The sequence below is a fragment of the Citrobacter sp. Ce119 genome, from assembly GCF_030334525.1.
Taxonomy (GTDB): domain Bacteria; phylum Pseudomonadota; class Gammaproteobacteria; order Enterobacterales; family Enterobacteriaceae; genus Citrobacter; species Citrobacter europaeus.
On sequence record NZ_JAOWDR010000013.1, the window covers coordinates 41,997 to 60,010 of the forward strand.

The window sequence follows — 18,014 nt, forward strand, 5'->3', positions numbered from 1 at the left end:
ACATGAGATCGTACAGTCCTTGTAGGCCTGATAAGCGCAGCGCCATCAGGCATCCCCTGAAACCGGCACTACCGCCGGTTTCTGCGGTTTTGACCGCACAGCAATTACCACGCCTATTACCAGCAGCGCAATGCCGCTTACCGTCAGCAACGGCGGAAATTCCTGACGCAGGATAAAGGTATATAGCAGGCCCGCCAGTGTTTCAAAGACAATCAGCGGGCCGAGGATCACCGTCGGCAGCTTCTGGCTGGCGACGTTCCAGCACAGTGCGCCAACCCATGAGCACAATACCGCAATGGCTATCATCAGGCCGATAAACACACCAGGGCGCGGGCCGAAGGGCAGAGCGAAGTCCGGCGTTTGCCCGTTCAGCCAGAGGCAGGCGGCAATATAACCGAGCAGAGAAACAGGCAGCGTCACCAGCGCCTGGGCCGTCGCCCACATCATCGGGTGCTTATCCGGATTCTCGCGCAACCAGCGGGCGTTACGCAGCGCATACCACGCCCAGCACACCACCGAAACAAGCGCCAGCACGATACCTGAGCCATAACGCCAGCCGCTAAAGTTAGGTAACCCCTGATTCAGCTCCGAGATATTCACGCACAGCAGACCTATGCCAATCACCACCAGCGCAGGCGCCAGACGCCACCATGATAATTTGCCGTCACGCTGGCTGTAGAGCAGGTTGGCGAAAACCGGGATCACCACCGGCAATGTACCAATAATCATTGTGGAGACCGGTGCGCCGGTGCGTTGAATAGCGCTTGCCAGGCAGACGTAATAAATCAGATTACCCATCATCGTTAGCGCCAGCGCCGTTATCCAGTCTTTACGCGCCAACTGGCGCAGACGCACACGCCCCAGCCAGGCAATCGGCAACGCTATCAGCCCCAGCGCCAGATAGCGCCCCATCGACTGCAATACCGCTGGGTATTCCGGTACGATCAGCGGTCCAACAAAAATTAATCCCCACATCAGCCCGGCCAGCAGGGCATACAACACGCCGCTAATCATTTTTGACATCCACATCGCTTAACAATCAGTCGAGTGTAGGCAGGAAAAATGCCGCCGTATTGTATGAGATTGCTGATCAACGCCGGACGACTTGTTTCTGATAACGCACTGGCGTAATGCCGTAGCGATGGGTAAACGCGCGGGTAAGATGCGACTGGTCGGTGAGGCCGGTTGCGGCGGCGACCTCTGCGGCGGGCATACCGTAAGTGAGAAAACCTTTGGCTCGCCACAGGCGGATCGCCATCAGCATCTGGTGCGGCGTGACGTGGAAATGAGACTTAAACTGACGCTGAAAATGCCAGGGACTCAGCGATGCAACCCGGGCCAGTTCATCGAGCGTGACAGGATGCATATAATTATCATGCAGATACTCGCGCACCCGTTCAAAGCGATGCGCGCCCTCCGGCAATATCGGCGCATGACGGGCCAGCGGCTGGAACGTGTCGATCAGATCGAGCAGGAGTCCTTTTTGCGCCAGCGGATCCTCAGTGTTCCACAGACCGTGGATCAGCGAGCAGAGCTGGCGTGAGCGCAGCGGATCGTGACGCGTTACGTCATGAAACCACCAGTGGCGGATCCCGGTGACCTCTTCCAGAAGAGAGGGGTCGAGATAAATCATCCGATAGCGCCAGCCGTCGGCGGTTTCGGCTTCGCCGGTATGCAGCTCATCGGGATTCATGGTGACGACAGAATGGGCGGGAGCCACGTACTGCGTGCCGCGATAGCGAAAACGTTCGGCTCCGGCTTCTATCGCGCCAATGCCAAACGCTTCATGGGTATGTGGTTCAAAGGCGTAACGTGAGATGTGCGCATGATACAGCTCAACGCCCGGCACCTGCGCCAGATGGCGAAAGCGGGCGCTGTCTTTCTCATCAATAAACTGCTCAGGTACACCTTGCACGTTTTGTCTCCCCACGCATCATCCTGTCATTATCAGAGAGGATGCGCGGGGATGCCACCACAATTAACTAATTTTTAACACTTACACGATGCCTTTGACGCTGTCAGCCAACGAGGTGGTCGGGCGACCAATCAGTTTGCTCAGCGTATGGCTGTCGTCGAACAGGCCGCCTTTGGAGGCGCCAGTGTCTGAGTCAGCCAGCATGTCCGCCAGTCCGGCAGGCAGGCCCACACCTTTTAGCGCGGCGGCAAAATCAGCTTCGCTCAGGTTCTGATACACCACTTTTTTACCGCTCTGTTTTGCCAGTTCGGCAGCCAACTGGCTCAGAGTCCAGCCTGCGTCGCCCGCAAGCTCATAGGTTTTACCGGCATGACCGTCTTCACTGATGACGCGCGCGGCGGCAGCGGCATAGTCGGCGCGGGTCGCTGAGGCGATTGTGCCTTCACCAGCAGCCCCGATAAACACGCCATGTTCCAGTGCAGCCGGTGCGCTGGCGAGATAGTTCTCTGTGTACCAGCCGTTACGCAGCAGCGCGTACGCGATACCGGATTCAGCCAGCATCTTCTCGGTTGCGACATGCTCATCAGCCAGCCCCAGCGGGGAGGTGTCGGCGTGCAGCAGGCTGGTGTAGGCGATAAATTTCACGTGGGCCGCCTGTGCCGCGTTAATCACATTGCGATGCTGCGGGGCGCGTTGTCCCACTTCGCTGGAGGAGATCAGCAGTAGCTTGTCGATACCCTGTAAGGCAGTCGTCAAGGCGGCTTCATCGCTGTAATCCGCCTGACGAACGGTAATGCCCTGCTGGCTAAGCGTCGTCGCTTTCGCGGGATTACGCACAATAGCTACAATCTGGCTGGCAGGAACGGTTTTCAGCAGAGATTCTATAACGTGTTGTCCCAGTTGGCCGGTGGCGCCGGTAATCGCGATCATGGGTGACTCCTTGGTATTGGTCTTGTGTTTAATCACGCTAACACCTAAACTAACTTTTAGTAAGTACGTACAAAAAGGTTAGTATGAAAATGACAGCTACGACGCTTTCCCAGCAATTACGCGATGGCAACCTGTTTGCCGAACAGTGCCCCTCCCGCGAGGTGTTAAAGCACGTCACCAGCCGCTGGGGCGTGTTGATTCTGGTGGCGCTGCGCGACGGTACGCACCGTTTCAGCGATTTGCGCCGTAAGATGGGCGGCGTCAGTGAAAAAATGTTGGCGCAATCCCTGCAGGCGTTAGAGCAGGACGGGTTTATCAATCGGGTGTCGTATCCGGTGGTGCCGCCGCACGTGGAGTATAGCCTGACGCCGTTGGGTGAGCAGGTGAGCGATAAAGTCGCCGCGCTGGCGGACTGGATAGAACTGAATTTGCCGCAGGTTTTGGCGCAGCGGGACGAGCGGGCGGCGTGATGGGTTGGCGACGTATTTTGTAGGCCGGATAAGACGCGAGCGCGTCACATCCGGCACTAAAGTTACTTACTTAAATCCAACTGATAAATGGCAAAACCAATGTCATCGGTCGCGACTTTCTTCAGCGGATACTGGCCTTTCTCTTTGATAAATACAGCGGCTTTTTCAGACGGTGAGGTTTCAAAGCGAATATCCAGAGGTGTCTCGCTGTGAATCGGCGCCAGACGCCAGTTGTTATCTGCCGCCGGGTGAATTTCACCGGCACGCTTCGTCTGTGCACCAATCCAGGCCGCCAGCACCGAGCGGTTTTCATCGGGAGATGCAAACGCGATGTGGCTGTCGCCGGTTCCGGCAAATTTACCGCCGTAGGCGCGGTAGTTGTTGGTCGCGACGAGGAAGGTAGCATTCGGATCGACAGGCTTGCCGTTAAAGGTCAGATTTTTAATACGCTCCGCTTTCGGGTTAATGGTCTGACATTCCCCGTCGTAGCGGGCGGGTTGTGAAACATCAATCTGATAATTCACGCCGTCAATCACGTCGAAGTTATAGGTACGGAAACCATCCCAGTTAATCAACGACTGCGGTTTGCTGCTGTGGATGTCAATCTGATTGAACTGTCCGGCGGAACATTCCAGCCACTCCTTCACCTCTTTACCGCTGGCTTTCACCACCACCAGAGTGTTGGGGTAGAGATACAAATCAGCGGCGTTCCGGAAGGTTAACTGACCTTTTTCGACTTCTACGAAGCTTGCCGGATCGTTTTTGCGTCCACCGACCTTAAACGGCGCGGCGGCGGAAAGTACCGGTAGTTTTGCCAGATCCGGATCGCCCTGAATAAAGTGTTCCACATAGGCTTTCTGCGCGTTGTTCACCACCTGTACGGTCGGATCATCCTGTACCAGCGCCAGATAGCTGTACATGTTGTCGGCGGATTTACCGATTGGTTTGCTGACAAACTCACGCGTGGCGTCGTGATCGGCTTTCAGGATCTCAACGATTTTTTTGTCTTCTGCTGCCAGTGATTTTTTGCCCGCGGCGTCATAAATTGGGCGCGCCTCGGCTTTCGCCTGAGTGACCTGCCATTTACCGCTGTCATTATTCAACACAAGATCCACCACGCCCAGGTGATCGCCCCACATACCCGGCATCACTGCAGGAACCCCGTTCAGCGTACCTTTTGTGATATCTGCGCCTTTAATATTGGCAAAGTCTTTACCCGGGAAGACGGCGTGAGCGTGACCAAACATAATGGCATCCACGCCCGGTATTTCACTGAGGTAATAAACGGAGTTTTCCGCCATCGTCTGATACGGGTCGGCAGAAAGTCCGGAGTGAGCAACCACCACCACGACATCGGCGCCTTTTTCTCGCATTTCCGGAACGTATTTGCGTGCAGTTTCCGTAATGTCGTTCACCGTTACTTTGCCGCTGAGGTTGGCTTTATCCCAGGTCATAATCTGTGGTGGCACAAAGCCGATATAGCCAATCTTCAGCGTCTGCTTGTTCCCTTGCTGGTCGACCACCTCTGTATCTTTGATCAAATAAGGCGTAAACAGCGGCTTTTTGGTCTTAACGTCGATGATATTGGCGTTAACGTAAGGGAATTTCGCCCCGGCCAGCGCGTTGTGCAGATACTCCAGACCGTAGTTGAATTCATGGTTGCCGAGGTTACCCACCGCGTAATCCAGGGTATTCAGCGCCTTATATACCGGGTGAGTTTCGCCCGCTTTCAGCCCTTTGGCCGCCATGTAATCCCCGAGCGGGCTGCCCTGAATCAGATCGCCATTATCAACCAGCACGCTGTTTTTGACTTCACCTCGCGCAGCGTTGATCAGACTTGCCGTACGTACCAGACCGAATTTTTCTGTTGGTGTATCTTTGTAATAATCGAAATCCATCATATTACTATGTAAATCAGTGGTTTCCATTATACGCAGATCGACGGTCGCGGCATTGACGCTGGCTGCAATCAGCGTTGCCAGAAGCGTTGCACTAAACTTAATCATCAGGGGCATCCTTTTAAGATCTAAGCCACAAAAGAAAATGTATATAAATCTTCTTGCTTACAGAACTGTGAATCATGACATGAATATAGCGTTTAAAACCGCAGACGCTATCACAGTTGGCGGATCCCCTGACGATCGGGTATAAGTAAAACAACGAGTTAACACCACTGATATAAACGAGGTGGAGAATGTTAGAACATGTATGCCAGCTTGCACGGAACGCGGGCGATGCCATTATGCAGGTCTACGATGGAATCAAACCGATGGAGATTACCAGCAAGCAGGACGATTCTCCGGTCACGGCGGCGGATATCGCCGCGCATACGGTGATCCTCGAAGGATTACTGGCGCTGACGCCGGATATTCCAGTCCTGTCTGAAGAAGCGCCTCCTGGCTGGGATGTTCGCCAGCACTGGCAGCGCTACTGGCTGGTAGACCCGCTGGACGGTACCAAAGAGTTCATTAAGCGTAACGGTGAATTCACCGTCAATATTGCGCTGATCGAGAAGGGAAAACCGGTACTGGGCGTGGTTTACGCGCCGGTAATGAAAGTGATGTACAGCGCGGCTGAAGGTAAAGCGTGGAAAGAAGAGTGCGGCGTGCGCAAACAAATCCAGGTTCGTGACGCGCGTCCGCCGCTGGTGGTGATTAGCCGCTCGCATGCCGACAATGAGTTAAAAGAGTATCTGCAACAGTTGGGCGATCACCAGACCACCTCGATTGGCTCATCGCTGAAGTTCTGCCTGGTGGCGGAAGGGCATGCGCAACTGTATCCGCGTTTTGGGCCAACTAACGTCTGGGATACCGCCGCGGGCCACGCCGTTGCCGCCGCAGCCGGAGCGCACGTTCACGACTGGCAGGGGAAAACGCTGGATTACACCCCACGTGAATCGTTCCTCAACCCCGGCTTCCGCGTCTCTATTTATTGAGCAATTTGTGCAGCAGGGCAATCACCTGCTGCACTTCTTCCTGCGTTAACGCCCCATCTTTTGCCCACTGAACGCGTCCGTCTTTGTCGAGTACGGCAATAGCGGAGCTCTCTTCATCCAGTTGCCAGGCCTTACGCGCAACGCCATTGCTGTCGACAATAAATTGTGACCACGGGTAGAGCTTCTTATTGCTCTCCAGACTGCTACGCACAAACATACCGGAACCGGGAATGGCGTCATCCGTGTTGACGATAGTGGTGGTCTGGTATTTGTCATGCGGCAGCTTGGCCGTCTTGATTGCCTCGATCAGCGTTGCATTTTTCTCTTTGGCGGAGGTGCGCCCGGCAATGTGTTGCACAATTCGCACTTTCCCCGGCAACTGCGCGCTATTCCAGCTTTTGTAGCTAAACTTATCGTTATCGAGAATCAGTTCGCCGCGATCGGCGATCCCCACCGGCGGTACGCGCTGGTTAGTCTCAAACTTATGAGCGGAAGCAATCATCGGCAGCAGCAGACACGACAGCGCCAGCAGTTTTTGTAAGGTCATAGGTTTTCCTTCTTTCTTTATTTTGCAGGTGATCCGACCACTTGGGTCTGGAGTTTAATCATATGTGCGATTGCTGCTTTTTCCCGCAAGCGCGATGCCAGTTTGCGGACGGGCGCACAAATCCTGCGAAAATTGAAGGCTTATACTGAAGACAGCGAAGCGTTGAAAAGATAATTCTGAATAATTGTAACCTGAAGGTAAATAAACTTATACACGCTGGAAACATCAACGAGATAGTCTATAGTCATAGGGCATTAAAATTTGCGCCTGAGGATTGTCGGACCGATTGTGGTACCGCAAAGGCGTAATACTCAGCAGGAGACAACAATGAAAATTTTCCAACGATACAACCCGCTGCAGGTGGCGAAGTACGTGAAGATCCTGTTTCGTGGACGGTTATATATCAAGGATGTAGGCGCTTTTGAATTTGATAAGGGTAAGATTCTTATCCCAAAAGTGAAGGACAAGCTGCATTTTTCTGTGATGTCCGAAGTTAACCGTCAGGTCTTGCGTCTGCAAACTGAGATGGCTTGATCAAGTGCTATGCGGTAGTTAAAAAACGGCTCCTGGACAGGAGCCGTTGATGTTTCTGTAAGGCGTTACGACGCCTTTGCCTCTTCTTTTGCATCTGGCAGCTTTGGTACCAGAACGGTAGGTTTACTGTCCAGACGCGTCACCAGCAGCTGATCGATCTTGTAGTTATCGATATCCACTACTTCAAATTTATAGCCTGAATACTTCACCGAGTCGGTGCGTTTCGGGATTTTACGCAGCATGAACATCATAAAGCCGCCGATGGTTTCATAGTTGCCGGACTGCGGGAACTCGTCGATATCCAGGACGCGCATTACGTCATCAATCGGTGTACCGCCGTCGACCAACCATGAGTTTTCATCGCGCGCCACAATCTGCTCTTCCAGACCCTGGCCTACCAGATCGCCCATCAGCGTCGTCATAACGTCGTTGAGCGTGATAATCCCCACCACCAGCGCGTACTCGTTCATGATGACGGCAAAGTCTTCGCCTGCGGTTTTGAAGCTTTCCAGCGCTTCAGAGAGCGTCAGCGTGTCCGGGACGATCAGCGTATTGCGGATCTGTACGCCGCTGTTCAACGCCATACTTTGGTTTGCCAGTACGCGGTTGAGGAGATCCTTTGAATCGACATAGCCAATGATGTGGTCGATATCTTCGTTACACACCAGGAACTTGGAGTGGGGATGTTCCGCCACCTTATTCTTCAGGCTTTGCTCATCTTCGTGGAGATCGAACCAGATAATATTCTCGCGCGAGGTCATTGAAGACGGTACGGTCCGCGATTCCAGTTCGAACACATTTTCAATCAGCTCATGCTCCTGCTTACGCAGAACCCCCGCCAGCGCACCGGCTTCGACCACGGCGTAAATGTCGTCCGAGGTGATGTCGTCTTTACGTACCATTGGGATCTTAAACAGACGGAAAATGTTGTTTGCCAGACCGTTAAAGAACCACACCAGCGGGCGGAAGACCAGCAGGCAGAAGCGCATCGGGTTGATGATACGCAAAGCGACAGCTTCTGGCGCAATCATACCGATGCGTTTCGGGGTTAAATCCGCGAACAGGATGAACAGGCCAGTAACCAGTGAGAACGACAAAATAAAGCTTAACTGTTCAGAGAGCTCTGGAGCGAAGTACTTCGAGAAAAGGCTGTAAAACGCCGGGGAGAATGCTGCATCACCGACGATACCGCCGAGAATGGCGACCGCGTTAAGGCCGATTTGCACGACGGTAAAAAACATGCCGGGGTTTTCCTGCATCTTCAAAACTCGTTGTGCGTTTACGTTGCCTTCATCGGCAAGCAGTTTAAGTTTTATTTTGCGTGATGCAGCAAGCGAGATCTCGGATATCGAGAAAAACGCACTCACGGCGATCAGGCAGAGAATGACTAAAATACTGTTTAACATATCTTATCCGGCGCTGTGCCAGATCCTCGGAAGGGAGAAATTGATAAATCCATGCGAAAACCGGCTCGTGGAGTTGAGCCGGTAAATTCAGAAGCTAGTATAGCGTAAGGTACTGTAAAGTCGCCAGAGGAGCTTTTTTGGCCTTATTCTGTGGGATTCAGCCTGCGCACCATCTGCATCTCTTTTTCGCTATAGGGCGAACCATCTGGCTTTAGCACATCATGAAACCATAGTTGCGCCGTCGTTTCGTCAAGCGGGATATCCGGCCACGGCAGCCAGGTTTGCGTTTTCCCCTGCACCAATCCCCAGTGAAAGCTGGAAACGCGCTGGGCGCTAAACAGCGGCAGTTGTTCTTCTATTCGGCTATCGACATGGCGTGCCAGCCACTCGGTACAAAAGAGCGGCCTGCCAAATTCAGCCAACTGCGACAGAAGAGACAACTGGCCAGGGGTATCGACATACGCATGGTAGCTAATCACGTCGGAAAGCCGCAGCGCGGCTATATCAACAGGATGCGTAAACGCATTCTCGCATGCCGCGCGATCGTCAATATGCCAGGCCGCTACGGTCAACGGTTGAGATGGTGACTCCTGCCGCGCCCAGCTAAACAGGTGGGTCATCAGGGTTAAGGCGTAAATTTCCAGTCTGTCGTCATAGCGGGCAAATTCGCCGGTATGACAAAAAATCCCGCCGTTGCCTGGCTCATTATATAAATCCCAGACGCTGATGCGCGAGTCATGGCGAAAGTAACGGATGATATCTCTGACGTAGGCTTCAATTTGCGGCCAACCGCGTCGGTCCAGCACGCAGGCACGGCCTGGGCTACCCGCAGCCTGGCTGTTGTGAACCCCTGGAACCGGGGATTTTTGCTGACCGATAACGGGTTCATCACCGGAAAACGCGCAGTCGTCGAGCAGCGTCAGCATCACTTTTATGCCGTGGCTATGGGCAATGCTCAGGAAGAGGTCGATGCGCTCGAGCAGCCCATCGCGATCATGCTGCCAGACGGTAAACGGTAAATTTGTTCGCAACTGGTTATAGCCATACTGGCTGGCCCAGCCGAGTTCCTGATCGATAGTGCTGCTATCGAAACTCTCTGCTTGCCACATTTCGAGCCAGTTAACCGCGGTGCGCGGCAAGTAGTTAAAACCGCAGCCCCAGGCTTGCTGTTGATACCAGCTTTGCGCCCGTGCTTTGCTCCATGGGTTATACATGATGCGCTCCTTATTCTGCATCTGAGAGACTGACGCGTCCCGTTGCACGCTGCGTGGCGCTGCCACCCCAAACCTCATCGTACTCGTAGCCGGTGAGCTGTTTGATCACCACCCGGGTTTCTTCATCGCAGTCGCGATAGTTGCCACCCAGTTTGCGGCGGGCGATCTCTTTGAGCAGGATTTTGTGGGTTTCGCGAGTCAGTTTGAATTTGTAGGTGGCGTAAAAACTCACCGCCAGCAGCGCCGCGGTAGCAAAGATCATCAATCCGATAATAGCGTGGAGCGCGCTTTCCGGCTGCGCGCCGCTGCCTTTTACAAAGCCTGATTCTTCCAGCACCATGCCGATAAGCAAAATAGCGATTGCCACCGTACTTTTACGCGTGAGTACCATAACGCCGGCAAAAATCCCTTCGCGGCGCTGCTGGGTTACCATTTCATCAATATCAGGAATAAAGCTATAGATATTCCATGGGATATAGTAAAGGCCAGAACGCGCCATGCCGAGCAGAATAAAGATCGCAGAGAACAGAATATTGGATACCTGAGTTTCGGTATAATAAATAACAAATAAAAATACCAATACGCTAAATATACAAGTGTAAGAGAGGCGTAATGCTGCTGATGGGGTTATATTGAGTTTATTCAGTAATAGCATAAATCCATAGGTGCCAAAAACTGAAGCAAAAGCGGCAATGCTTAACCAGCCAGAAACGGAGGCGGCATCCTGGCTCAAACAATAAACCACGTAATAGGTAAATACTGAACCGAATACATCCATAGCGGTAAAAGAGAAAATATAAATAATAATATGCAGGCGAAATGCCCGGATCCTGAAAGACGAGAACAGATCGAGTATCAAATATTTAAGGTGATTCAGTATCCCGCTATTGCGTTGCAGGTCAGCCTGGAATGTCTCTTCCTGAACGTCTTTAGCCTCCCACGTGCAGCGCCAGGTTATGAACACCGCGATGCAAAACACGACGGAAAAGATAAGCCCGGTTAGCGTATAGGTAAACGGATTATCTTTGCCGGTAAACTGCATCAGGATGCCGGGTACCGATACGGCCAGAAATCCGCCCAGCTGCGAGCAGATCATGCGCACGCCGGAGAGGCGGCTGCGCTCTTCGTAGCGGTTAGTCATTTCTGCGGCCAGGGTTTCCCACGGCACCAGCACCATCGCTGAAAGCAGCTCAATCGACAAATAGGTTCCCAGGTAATACCAGTAACCCATGTCGGTCAGCCACAGCAGGGCATAGAGAAACATTAAAGGAGAACTGAGTAATAAAAAGAAGCGGCGACGGCCAAATCTGCGGCCCAGCCACGTGTCGCCAAAGTTATCGGTGATATAACCCATAATTGGGCTAAGTACAGCATCAATCACGCGGGCAATGGCAAATATTGAGCCTGCTTCCAGCACGCTTAAACCGCAGTAGGTGGTGTAAAAAAATAAAAGCCATGTTCCGATAATGGCGAAAGCACCGCCGCCAAATAAATCAGTAATGCCATAGCCGATCGCTACACCATAACTGACTCTGCGTTCAGTTGGTTTGACCATAATATTTTTCCAGTATGTAGGGTATGCGTATTCCGGTATTATCCGGCTGGTGTTATTTAATTCTGCAGCGTTAAATTAATTTTAATTATTAATGGTTATCCATTGTCGGGTTTTAGATGAGTGATAAATAGCCTCAACCATCGCCAGTGATTTGCGGGCTTCATTAATGTTGATATATTCTGTCTGACCTCCATGAGTAATTGCATGATAAAACTGACGAATAGCCTGCTGGTGGCCCAGACCCCAGTAACTTTTGGCGTGACCGTCCGGTGAACCATCGCAGTCCAGTTTCAGGCGTCGGTCCGCTGTAACGCGCCACAGGGTATTGTCCGTGAGCTGGAGCATGCCTTGCTCACAATGGATCTCCAGCAGCAGCGGTGAATCGAGGGTGTTGCAGTTGCTGGCGTAAAACAGACCGCGAGCGCCGTTGGCAAAGTGCAGGGTCGCCATCGCGCTGTCTTCGGCTTCGGTGACATCTGCCAGTTCACCGCTGTCCACCACGCCTTTCAAACGCGTCACGCCGCCGGCGAACCACTGCATCAGATCGAGAGTATGAATAGCCTGGTTGATCAGTAAACTGCCGCCTTCGCTGGCGAAACGCCCGCGCCACGGGCTTTCGCTGTAATAAGCCCTGGAGCGTGACCAGGTCAAAACAGCTTTAACGCTTAGCATTTTGCCAAGCGTATTTTTCGCCAGTTCATCGCGGATTCGTAAACTGGTTGGATTAAGCCGGTTTTGATAGCACACGCCCAGAAGGCCCTGGGCGGACGCCGCTGCGTTAGCGATGTCTGCCACCTCTGTGCAATTCAAGCCCACCGGTTTTTCGCAAAACACATGTTTCCCTGCGGCAAGCGCGGCGGTAATCATGTTTTTGTGTTCGAAATGAGGCGTGCATATATGGACGACGTCGATGTCATTATCCAGCAGCATCTCACGGTAATTCTGGTAATAGCGGCAGTTATAAGCCATGGCCTGTTGCAAACCGGTGGCGCTATCAATATCGACCAGCGCACGCAGCGTGACCCCCGGCAAAAGCCGGAGGGCGTTAACGTGACTGCGGTGAATAGCGCCCGCGCCGATGATGGCGGCATTTAGCGTTGTCATGTCACCTCCGGTTATGCGCGGGCATTCGCCAGCATTTGCGCCTTCACGCACAGTTCTGCGGCTTTAAAGGCGTGGGCCTGAGTCATGGCGTTTTCCGTGCGATTCAGACAATCGAGAATGAATTCGCCGAAGAAAGGAAAGCCGACTTTGCCCGCAACCGGGTAGCGGAATTCCCCGTCTTTATTCACCAGATACACCACGTCCTGTTCACCCCGGGTGATATCCACATACTTGCGGATCTCAATGTAACCTTCGGTACCCAGCAACGTCAGGCGTCCATCCCCCCAGCTACTGAGCCCCTGCGGCGTGAACCAGTCGCAGCGGAAATAGCCGGTCGCCCCGTTATCGCCCGCCAGCATGGCATCGCCAAAGTCTTCGAACTGCGGGTACTGTGGATGATTGACGTTACGCACCTGGCTGGCGACGATATGCGCCTCGCTGTTGCCGGTATAAAACAGAAATTGTTCGATTTGATGGCTGCCGATGTCGCACAGAATGCCGCCAAAATAGCGTTTGTCATAAAACCAGTCCGGGCGCCCGTGACCTTCGCGGTGCGGACCGGTGCCGAGGGTTTGCATCACGCGCCCAATTGCCCCCTGGTGGACAAGCTGACCGGCAAAAACAGCGCTTTCAACGTGCAGACGCTCGCTGTAATAGACTGCGTATTTGCGCCCGGTTTTCGCCACCATCGCTTTGGCGTCTTCAAGCTGTGCGAGGGTGGTTAACGGAGCCTTGTCGGTGAAGTAGTCTTTTCCGGCCGCCATGACCTTTAGTCCCAGCGGACAGCGCTCGGAAGGAATTGCCGCTCCGGCAACCAGTTGGACCTCGCGATCGTTGAGGATTGTCTCCAGCGAATCGGCCACCTGCGCCTGCGGATACTGCTGCAGAAATTGATCGATTTTGTGCGGGTCGGGATCGTAAACCCATTTCAGCGTGGCGCCTGCTTCAATCAACCCGTTACACATGCCGTAGATATGACCATGATCGAGTGAGGCCGCGGCAATGACAAACTCGCCAGGTTTCACGACCGGCTGAGGCTTCCCGGTAGGGGCGTAGTGCATTCCATCTTGCTTGTTCATTCTTTAACTCCTGAATCTAAGTCTTTACCCAGAGGGATGGCGCCCACTTCCGTGAAATTGCTTACGGAGGCGGATTTCTCATAGAAATGCGGGGCGATGTCAATCAGGCCGCCGGTGCGATAAAACGCATCGGTGTGGTGAATGGGCAGCGTCACCACCGTGCGGGTGATGGCGGATTTATAGATAGCGGTAATCAACTCCAGCGAGCGCTTGCCCTGTTCGCCATCGATCAGGGGACGGAGCTGTTGTTCGATGGCATTAAGCAGGTTATCGATTTGCCCAGTATGTAGCGTCCATTGCAGCGGTGGCGTAGTGCGAAAAAGTGTCTCCAGATGCTGTTCCAGCTCGCCGTTATTGTCAGTTTGCGGGAAGCCGTTATCCGCCGACTGGCTGGCATGAACCTGCCACGGCGCGGAAATACGCGCTTTTTCACCCTGAATGACAATCTTTTGATCTTCACCGTGATGCACCACGGAGGCGGTCAACTGCGTCAGTGCCCCGTTCGGGAATTTGAAGATAGCCGCGCTAAGATCCTCGACTTCGGCGTTGTCATGGGCGACGTTGGTCATCATCGCCACCACTTCAGTTGGGAAACCCAGCATCCATTGAATGGCGTCAATGTGGTGTACCGCGTGATTCAGCGTGCAGCCGCCGCCTTCTTTCTGCCACGTGCCGCGCCACCATAGATCGTAATAGCAGTGTCCGCGCCACCAGAATGAATCCACCTGTGCATGGCAAATCTTGCCCGCCAGCCCGGAATCAACAACGGTTTTCAGCCGCCAGAAGGCATCGGTAAAGCGGTTTTGCGCGATGATCGATAAGGTTTTCCCGCTGGCCTTTTGCGCGGCGATCATCGCATCGCACTCTTCGAGCGAAGAGGCCATTGGTTTTTCGCACAACACATGTTTTCCGGCCTGCAGCGCATCAATGCTGATGGTTGCGTGCACGTACGGCGGAGTGCAGACATCTACCACATCGATCTCAATGTCCGCGTCCAGCATCGCCTGATGACTGCGGTAGACTCGCGCTTCGCTCAGGCCGTAGCGTGATTTCTTTTCTTCCGCTTTCTCCGGGTAGATATCAACCAACGCGACAATCCGGCAACGATCGGCAAACTGTAAATACCCCTGAATGTGGTTGTGGGAGATATTCCCGGTTCCGACAATGGCAATGTTGAGCATGATTTTCTCCTGCGCGTTACCAGCTACCGGAAGCGTCCAGCGTGCGGCTGGTCGCGGTTTTTTCAACTGAGGAGGCGATACGTTGCTGGAGCAACTGAAAGTAGCGCTGCTCATCGATTGGTAGCTCAACCCAGTCATCGGTCCAGGTAGAAAGGTGCATCGCATTGGAAAGCGTCAGGCCGCGAATGCCTTCCAGACCGGGGGCGATCAGCGGTTCGCCGTGCAGAATTGCGGCGGTGAAATTGCGGGTAATGACATAGTGCTCGCTGCATTCTGGTTCGGTAGGGATTATCACCTCCCAGCATTCCGGCTCACCAAAACCGTTTTGCCAGCGCGCATTAAAGTCGGTTTCGGATTCCCGTAGTCTCCAGAAGCGCAATCGGCCTTCTTCCACCACGACTTTTCCCCGACTGCCGACAATTTCCAGGCGGTTTGTGCCGGGCGTTTCGGCGACGGTGGTGATAAACACGCCGGTCGCACCGTTGGCGTATTCCGCGTAGGCCGTGACGTCATCTTCAACTTCAATCTGGCGGTGCTTGCCAAACTGGCAAAAAGCGCGCAAGCGTACCGGCATGCCGACCAGCCATTGCCATAAATCGAGCTGGTGCGGATCCTGATTAAGCAGCACGCCGCCGCCTTCACCTTTCCAGGTCGCGCGCCAGCCGCCGGAGTTGTAATAGCTCTGCGAACGATACCAGTTGGTAATGATCCAGTTAGAGCGACGCAGTTCGCCGAGTTCGCCGCTGTCGATCAGATCTTTAACTTTCTGATACAGCGGATTGGGGCGCTGGTTGTACATCATGCTGAACACCACATCGCATTCGCGCGCGCAGGCATTCATCTCTTGTACCTGCGCGGTATAGACCCCGGCAGGCTTCTCGCACAGCGTATGGATGCCAAGGCGCATGGCCATCATCGATAAACCCGGATGGTCATAGTGCGGAGTGGCGACGATAACGGCGTCAATAAGCCCACTTTCCAGCATCTCACGCGCGTCGCTGAATAACGTCACTTCTTCACCGACCAGCCGTTGGATAGCCGCATGTTTATCAGGATTGTTATCACACACTGCGGTGAGCACTGCTTCGTGTACCGTTCCGGCCAGCAGGTAGCGCGCATGGACGGTACCAATGTTGCCAACCCCAATAATGCCAAAGCGTATTTTTTTCATGTCGTACCTTTTTCATGAGAAATAAGGGATATGCGGAACATAAGAAACGCCTGGAATATCGACAATGTGATTTTGTGAGAACGGTTGCAGGATGAAAAAGAAGTTCATCCGGTCATTGAAAAAGTGTTTTAGAGTCAATGAACTACGTTTGCAAAAAATTGCAAAGATTGATTGCGAGTGAGGTCACAGAATGTCTGGCAAGCTAAAAATGGATGAAATTGCTGCCCTGACGGGGTACTCGGTGAGTACAGTGTCGAGGGTGCTTAGCGGGAAGTCATATACCAGCGATAAAGCGCGTGAGGCGATCGTCAGCTGCGCGCGCAGGCTGGGTGTTCTGGACTCGCTGTCCAGTGGACGACTGTTGATCAACGGCATTGCCGTTTTCGCTCCGTTGCGCACTTTCACCGCCCGTGGCGATGCGTTTTATCTTGAAGTCACGCGCGGAATTGCGGAGGCGATAGCGCCGCATGATGTCTATCTGAGTTACTGCGGGCTGGATGAGCAACGCGCGGACATCAAGGTCTTTCAGGAAAAGGCCAACAATAAGAATATCAATGCCATTATTCTTATCGGCATTGATGACCCGACCGTGCATAAACTGGCGCAACTGCTGGATAAACCCTGCGTGTTGATTAACTCGCAGGACAAAGAAGGGTTACTGGATGCGGTATCTCCCGATCATCGGGCGATTGGCAACCGTGCTGTGCAATACCTTTTTGATCAGGGGCATCGGCGTATTCTCCATGTCACCAGCCTGCGCCGGGAAACGATGTACTGGCGTCTGGAGGGCATTAAGGAGGTCTACAGACAGTATCAGATACCGTTTGATACCGGGCGCGATCTGCTGGTGACGGAAGGGTTTTCTGAGGATGAATCAGAGCGGGCTATAGGCAACTGGCTACGTGAAACGCCGCGTGAAGCATGGCCAGAGGTGATTTTCTGCGCCGGGGCGTCAATGTCGACGGGCATTCGGCGGATCCTGGAAAACGTTGGCGTGGAGATACCCGGTGAGCTGTCGCTGATGACGACGGATGTTCAGGAACTGGACGCGCATATCGTTGCCGCGGTAACCAGTATCACTATCCCCTGTCGGGCGCTGGGCGTGGAAGCGGTGCATTTGCTGCAGAACCGTCTTAATCGCCCCTCTGCGCCGGTATTTAACCTGTTGCTGAAGGGAAAGGTGACGGATCGGGGAACCGTCACCCACGCAACGCGCCATGCCGCGCGGGTGACGGTCGCTCGTTAATTGCGGATTAACGTTCTGGCGGCAGGCAAACGCCGATGCCACCAATTCCACAGTAGCCATATGGATTTTTGTGCAGGTACTGCTGGTGATCGTCCTCGGCATAGTAGAACGGGGTTGCCGTAGTGATTTCCGTTGTAATGGCGCGCTCGTCGCCTGCGGCGGTCATTGCTGCCTGAAAACGCGCAAGGCTCGCCTGTGCCGCGGCGGTTTGCTCTGGCGTTAACGGGTAAATGGCGGAGCGATACTGCGTACCCTGGTCGTTCCCCTGACGCATGCCCTGCGCCGGGTCGTGATTTTCCCAGAACACCTGCAGCAGTTGTTCGTAGCTGATAACATGCGGGTCATAGACAACGCGTACCGCTTCGGCGTGCCCGGTATCGCCGGAACAGACTTCGCGGTAGGTTGGATTAGGGGTGTAGCCGCCGGTGTATCCGGCTGCCGTGCTGTATACCCCGGGTAATGACCAGAATAAACGTTCAACGCCCCAGAAGCATCCCATGGCGAAATACGCTATTTCCATACCGTCGGGCACGTTGGTCATCGAATGTTGGTTAACCGCATGCAGCGTTGCCACTGGCATCGGGGTGTTGCGTCCAGGTAGGGCATCTGCTTGAGTAACAAGATGCTTTCTATCAAATAAACTCATGGCCGTTCTCCCGAAATCAGTCATTTGGGTTAAGGTTGTAACGAGACGCGTCTTTGCCCACAATAAACGGCGTGAATACGT

The 18,014-nt window shown here is 53.6% G+C and carries 17 protein-coding genes; 4 read left to right on the top strand and 13 right to left on the bottom strand.

Features of this window, described 5'->3' with window-relative positions; translation table 11 throughout:
* Positions 1-45: 45 nt before the first annotated feature.
* The 3 genes from OGV80_RS00690 to OGV80_RS00700 form a co-directional block, all read right to left on the bottom strand.
* A complete protein-coding gene (locus tag OGV80_RS00690) occupies positions 46-1,014 on the bottom strand; it encodes a DMT family transporter (RefSeq protein WP_286513403.1) in 969 nt (322 codons plus the stop codon).
* Between the two features lie 76 nt (positions 1,015-1,090).
* On the bottom strand, positions 1,091-1,915 hold the full coding sequence (locus OGV80_RS00695; RefSeq protein WP_286513212.1) for an AraC family transcriptional regulator: 825 nt from the start codon (positions 1,913-1,915) through the stop codon (positions 1,091-1,093).
* Between the two features lie 81 nt (positions 1,916-1,996).
* Positions 1,997-2,845 carry an SDR family oxidoreductase gene (locus OGV80_RS00700; protein ID WP_200001415.1) on the bottom strand — a complete coding sequence of 283 codons (849 nt, stop codon included), beginning with the start codon at positions 2,843-2,845 and terminating at the stop codon, positions 1,997-1,999.
* Positions 2,846-2,934: 89 nt separating this feature from the next.
* On the opposite strand from OGV80_RS00700, the gene OGV80_RS00705 reads away from it, so the two are divergent.
* A complete protein-coding gene (locus OGV80_RS00705; protein ID WP_043018516.1) occupies positions 2,935-3,315 on the top strand; it encodes a winged helix-turn-helix transcriptional regulator in 381 nt (126 codons plus the stop codon).
* A 62-nt stretch (positions 3,316-3,377) separates the two neighbouring features.
* Here OGV80_RS00705 and cpdB read toward each other — a convergent pair whose 3' ends face one another.
* A complete protein-coding gene (gene cpdB, locus OGV80_RS00710) occupies positions 3,378-5,321 on the bottom strand; it encodes a 2',3'-cyclic-nucleotide 2'-phosphodiesterase (protein WP_286513216.1) in 1,944 nt (647 codons plus the stop codon).
* 188 nt (positions 5,322-5,509) lie between these two features.
* On the opposite strand from cpdB, the gene cysQ reads away from it, so the two are divergent.
* The gene (gene cysQ, locus OGV80_RS00715) at positions 5,510-6,250 is read left to right on the top strand and encodes a 3'(2'),5'-bisphosphate nucleotidase CysQ (protein WP_043018196.1); all 741 of its coding nucleotides are present in this window, start codon (positions 5,510-5,512) and stop codon (positions 6,248-6,250) included.
* Here the strand turns inward: cysQ and OGV80_RS00720 are convergent.
* Positions 6,240-6,797, bottom strand: coding sequence for a YtfJ family protein (locus OGV80_RS00720; RefSeq protein ID WP_075145309.1), 558 nt, complete (start codon positions 6,795-6,797; stop codon positions 6,240-6,242). The genes cysQ and OGV80_RS00720 overlap by 11 nt on opposite strands.
* Positions 6,798-7,124: 327 nt before the next feature.
* Between OGV80_RS00720 and OGV80_RS00725 the strand changes: the two genes are divergently transcribed.
* Positions 7,125-7,331, top strand: a complete 207-nt coding sequence (locus OGV80_RS00725) for a DUF1107 domain-containing protein (RefSeq protein ID WP_003025710.1) — start codon at positions 7,125-7,127, stop codon at positions 7,329-7,331.
* A 65-nt stretch (positions 7,332-7,396) separates the two neighbouring features.
* On the opposite strand, the gene paeA is transcribed toward OGV80_RS00725, so the two are convergent.
* From paeA to OGV80_RS00760, 7 genes are all read right to left on the bottom strand, one after another.
* Complete coding sequence (gene paeA / locus OGV80_RS00730; protein WP_003025713.1) at positions 7,397-8,737, bottom strand: polyamine export protein PaeA; 1,341 nt, start codon at positions 8,735-8,737, stop codon at positions 7,397-7,399.
* A 143-nt stretch (positions 8,738-8,880) separates the two neighbouring features.
* Complete coding sequence (locus tag OGV80_RS00735; RefSeq protein WP_043018198.1) at positions 8,881-9,951, bottom strand: glycoside hydrolase 5 family protein; 1,071 nt, start codon at positions 9,949-9,951, stop codon at positions 8,881-8,883.
* A gap of 10 nt (positions 9,952-9,961) precedes the next feature.
* The gene (locus OGV80_RS00740; RefSeq protein WP_080625814.1) at positions 9,962-11,506 is read right to left on the bottom strand and encodes an MFS transporter; all 1,545 of its coding nucleotides are present in this window, start codon (positions 11,504-11,506) and stop codon (positions 9,962-9,964) included.
* An 81-nt stretch (positions 11,507-11,587) separates the two neighbouring features.
* The gene (locus tag OGV80_RS00745) at positions 11,588-12,610 is read right to left on the bottom strand and encodes a Gfo/Idh/MocA family protein (RefSeq protein WP_043018200.1); all 1,023 of its coding nucleotides are present in this window, start codon (positions 12,608-12,610) and stop codon (positions 11,588-11,590) included.
* Positions 12,611-12,621: 11 nt separating this feature from the next.
* A complete protein-coding gene (locus OGV80_RS00750; RefSeq protein WP_047406681.1) occupies positions 12,622-13,689 on the bottom strand; it encodes a Gfo/Idh/MocA family protein in 1,068 nt (355 codons plus the stop codon).
* Positions 13,686-14,870, bottom strand: coding sequence for a Gfo/Idh/MocA family protein (locus OGV80_RS00755; protein WP_286513221.1), 1,185 nt, complete (start codon positions 14,868-14,870; stop codon positions 13,686-13,688). The genes OGV80_RS00750 and OGV80_RS00755 overlap by 4 nt, the downstream gene beginning before the upstream one ends.
* Positions 14,871-14,886: 16 nt before the next feature.
* Positions 14,887-16,041: a Gfo/Idh/MocA family protein gene (locus tag OGV80_RS00760; RefSeq protein ID WP_075145305.1), complete on the bottom strand. Its 1,155-nt coding sequence runs from the start codon at positions 16,039-16,041 to the stop codon at positions 14,887-14,889.
* Positions 16,042-16,231: 190 nt separating this feature from the next.
* Between OGV80_RS00760 and OGV80_RS00765 the strand changes: the two genes are divergently transcribed.
* Positions 16,232-17,287: a LacI family DNA-binding transcriptional regulator gene (locus OGV80_RS00765; protein ID WP_043018204.1), complete on the top strand. Its 1,056-nt coding sequence runs from the start codon at positions 16,232-16,234 to the stop codon at positions 17,285-17,287.
* 7 nt (positions 17,288-17,294) lie between these two features.
* On the opposite strand, the gene msrA is transcribed toward OGV80_RS00765, so the two are convergent.
* Positions 17,295-17,933 (bottom strand): peptide-methionine (S)-S-oxide reductase MsrA, encoded by a 639-nt coding sequence (msrA, locus tag OGV80_RS00770; RefSeq protein WP_043018205.1) that lies wholly within the window; start codon positions 17,931-17,933, stop codon positions 17,295-17,297.
* Positions 17,934-18,014: the final 81 nt, after the last annotated feature.

What these genes read in the sequence shown, in the direction of transcription:
- msrA (WP_043018205.1), bottom strand. Translation starts at nt 17,933, where the DNA reads ATGAGTTTATTTGATAGAAAGCATCTTGTTACTCAAGCAGATGCCCTA.
- OGV80_RS00735 (WP_043018198.1), bottom strand. Translation starts at nt 9,951, where the DNA reads ATGTATAACCCATGGAGCAAAGCACGGGCGCAAAGCTGGTATCAACAG.
- OGV80_RS00750 (WP_047406681.1), bottom strand. Translation starts at nt 13,689, where the DNA reads ATGAACAAGCAAGATGGAATGCACTACGCCCCTACCGGGAAGCCTCAG.
- OGV80_RS00745 (WP_043018200.1), bottom strand. Translation starts at nt 12,610, where the DNA reads ATGACAACGCTAAATGCCGCCATCATCGGCGCGGGCGCTATTCACCGC.
- OGV80_RS00705 (WP_043018516.1), top strand. Translation starts at nt 2,935, where the DNA reads ATGACAGCTACGACGCTTTCCCAGCAATTACGCGATGGCAACCTGTTT.
- OGV80_RS00690 (WP_286513403.1), bottom strand. Translation starts at nt 1,014, where the DNA reads ATGATTAGCGGCGTGTTGTATGCCCTGCTGGCCGGGCTGATGTGGGGA.
- OGV80_RS00760 (WP_075145305.1), bottom strand. Translation starts at nt 16,041, where the DNA reads ATGAAAAAAATACGCTTTGGCATTATTGGGGTTGGCAACATTGGTACC.
- OGV80_RS00755 (WP_286513221.1), bottom strand. Translation starts at nt 14,870, where the DNA reads ATGCTCAACATTGCCATTGTCGGAACCGGGAATATCTCCCACAACCAC.
- paeA (WP_003025713.1), bottom strand. Translation starts at nt 8,737, where the DNA reads ATGTTAAACAGTATTTTAGTCATTCTCTGCCTGATCGCCGTGAGTGCG.
- cysQ (WP_043018196.1), top strand. Translation starts at nt 5,510, where the DNA reads ATGTTAGAACATGTATGCCAGCTTGCACGGAACGCGGGCGATGCCATT.
- OGV80_RS00725 (WP_003025710.1), top strand. Translation starts at nt 7,125, where the DNA reads ATGAAAATTTTCCAACGATACAACCCGCTGCAGGTGGCGAAGTACGTG.
- OGV80_RS00765 (WP_043018204.1), top strand. Translation starts at nt 16,232, where the DNA reads ATGTCTGGCAAGCTAAAAATGGATGAAATTGCTGCCCTGACGGGGTAC.
- OGV80_RS00720 (WP_075145309.1), bottom strand. Translation starts at nt 6,797, where the DNA reads ATGACCTTACAAAAACTGCTGGCGCTGTCGTGTCTGCTGCTGCCGATG.
- OGV80_RS00700 (WP_200001415.1), bottom strand. Translation starts at nt 2,845, where the DNA reads ATGATCGCGATTACCGGCGCCACCGGCCAACTGGGACAACACGTTATA.
- cpdB (WP_286513216.1), bottom strand. Translation starts at nt 5,321, where the DNA reads ATGATTAAGTTTAGTGCAACGCTTCTGGCAACGCTGATTGCAGCCAGC.
- OGV80_RS00740 (WP_080625814.1), bottom strand. Translation starts at nt 11,506, where the DNA reads ATGGTCAAACCAACTGAACGCAGAGTCAGTTATGGTGTAGCGATCGGC.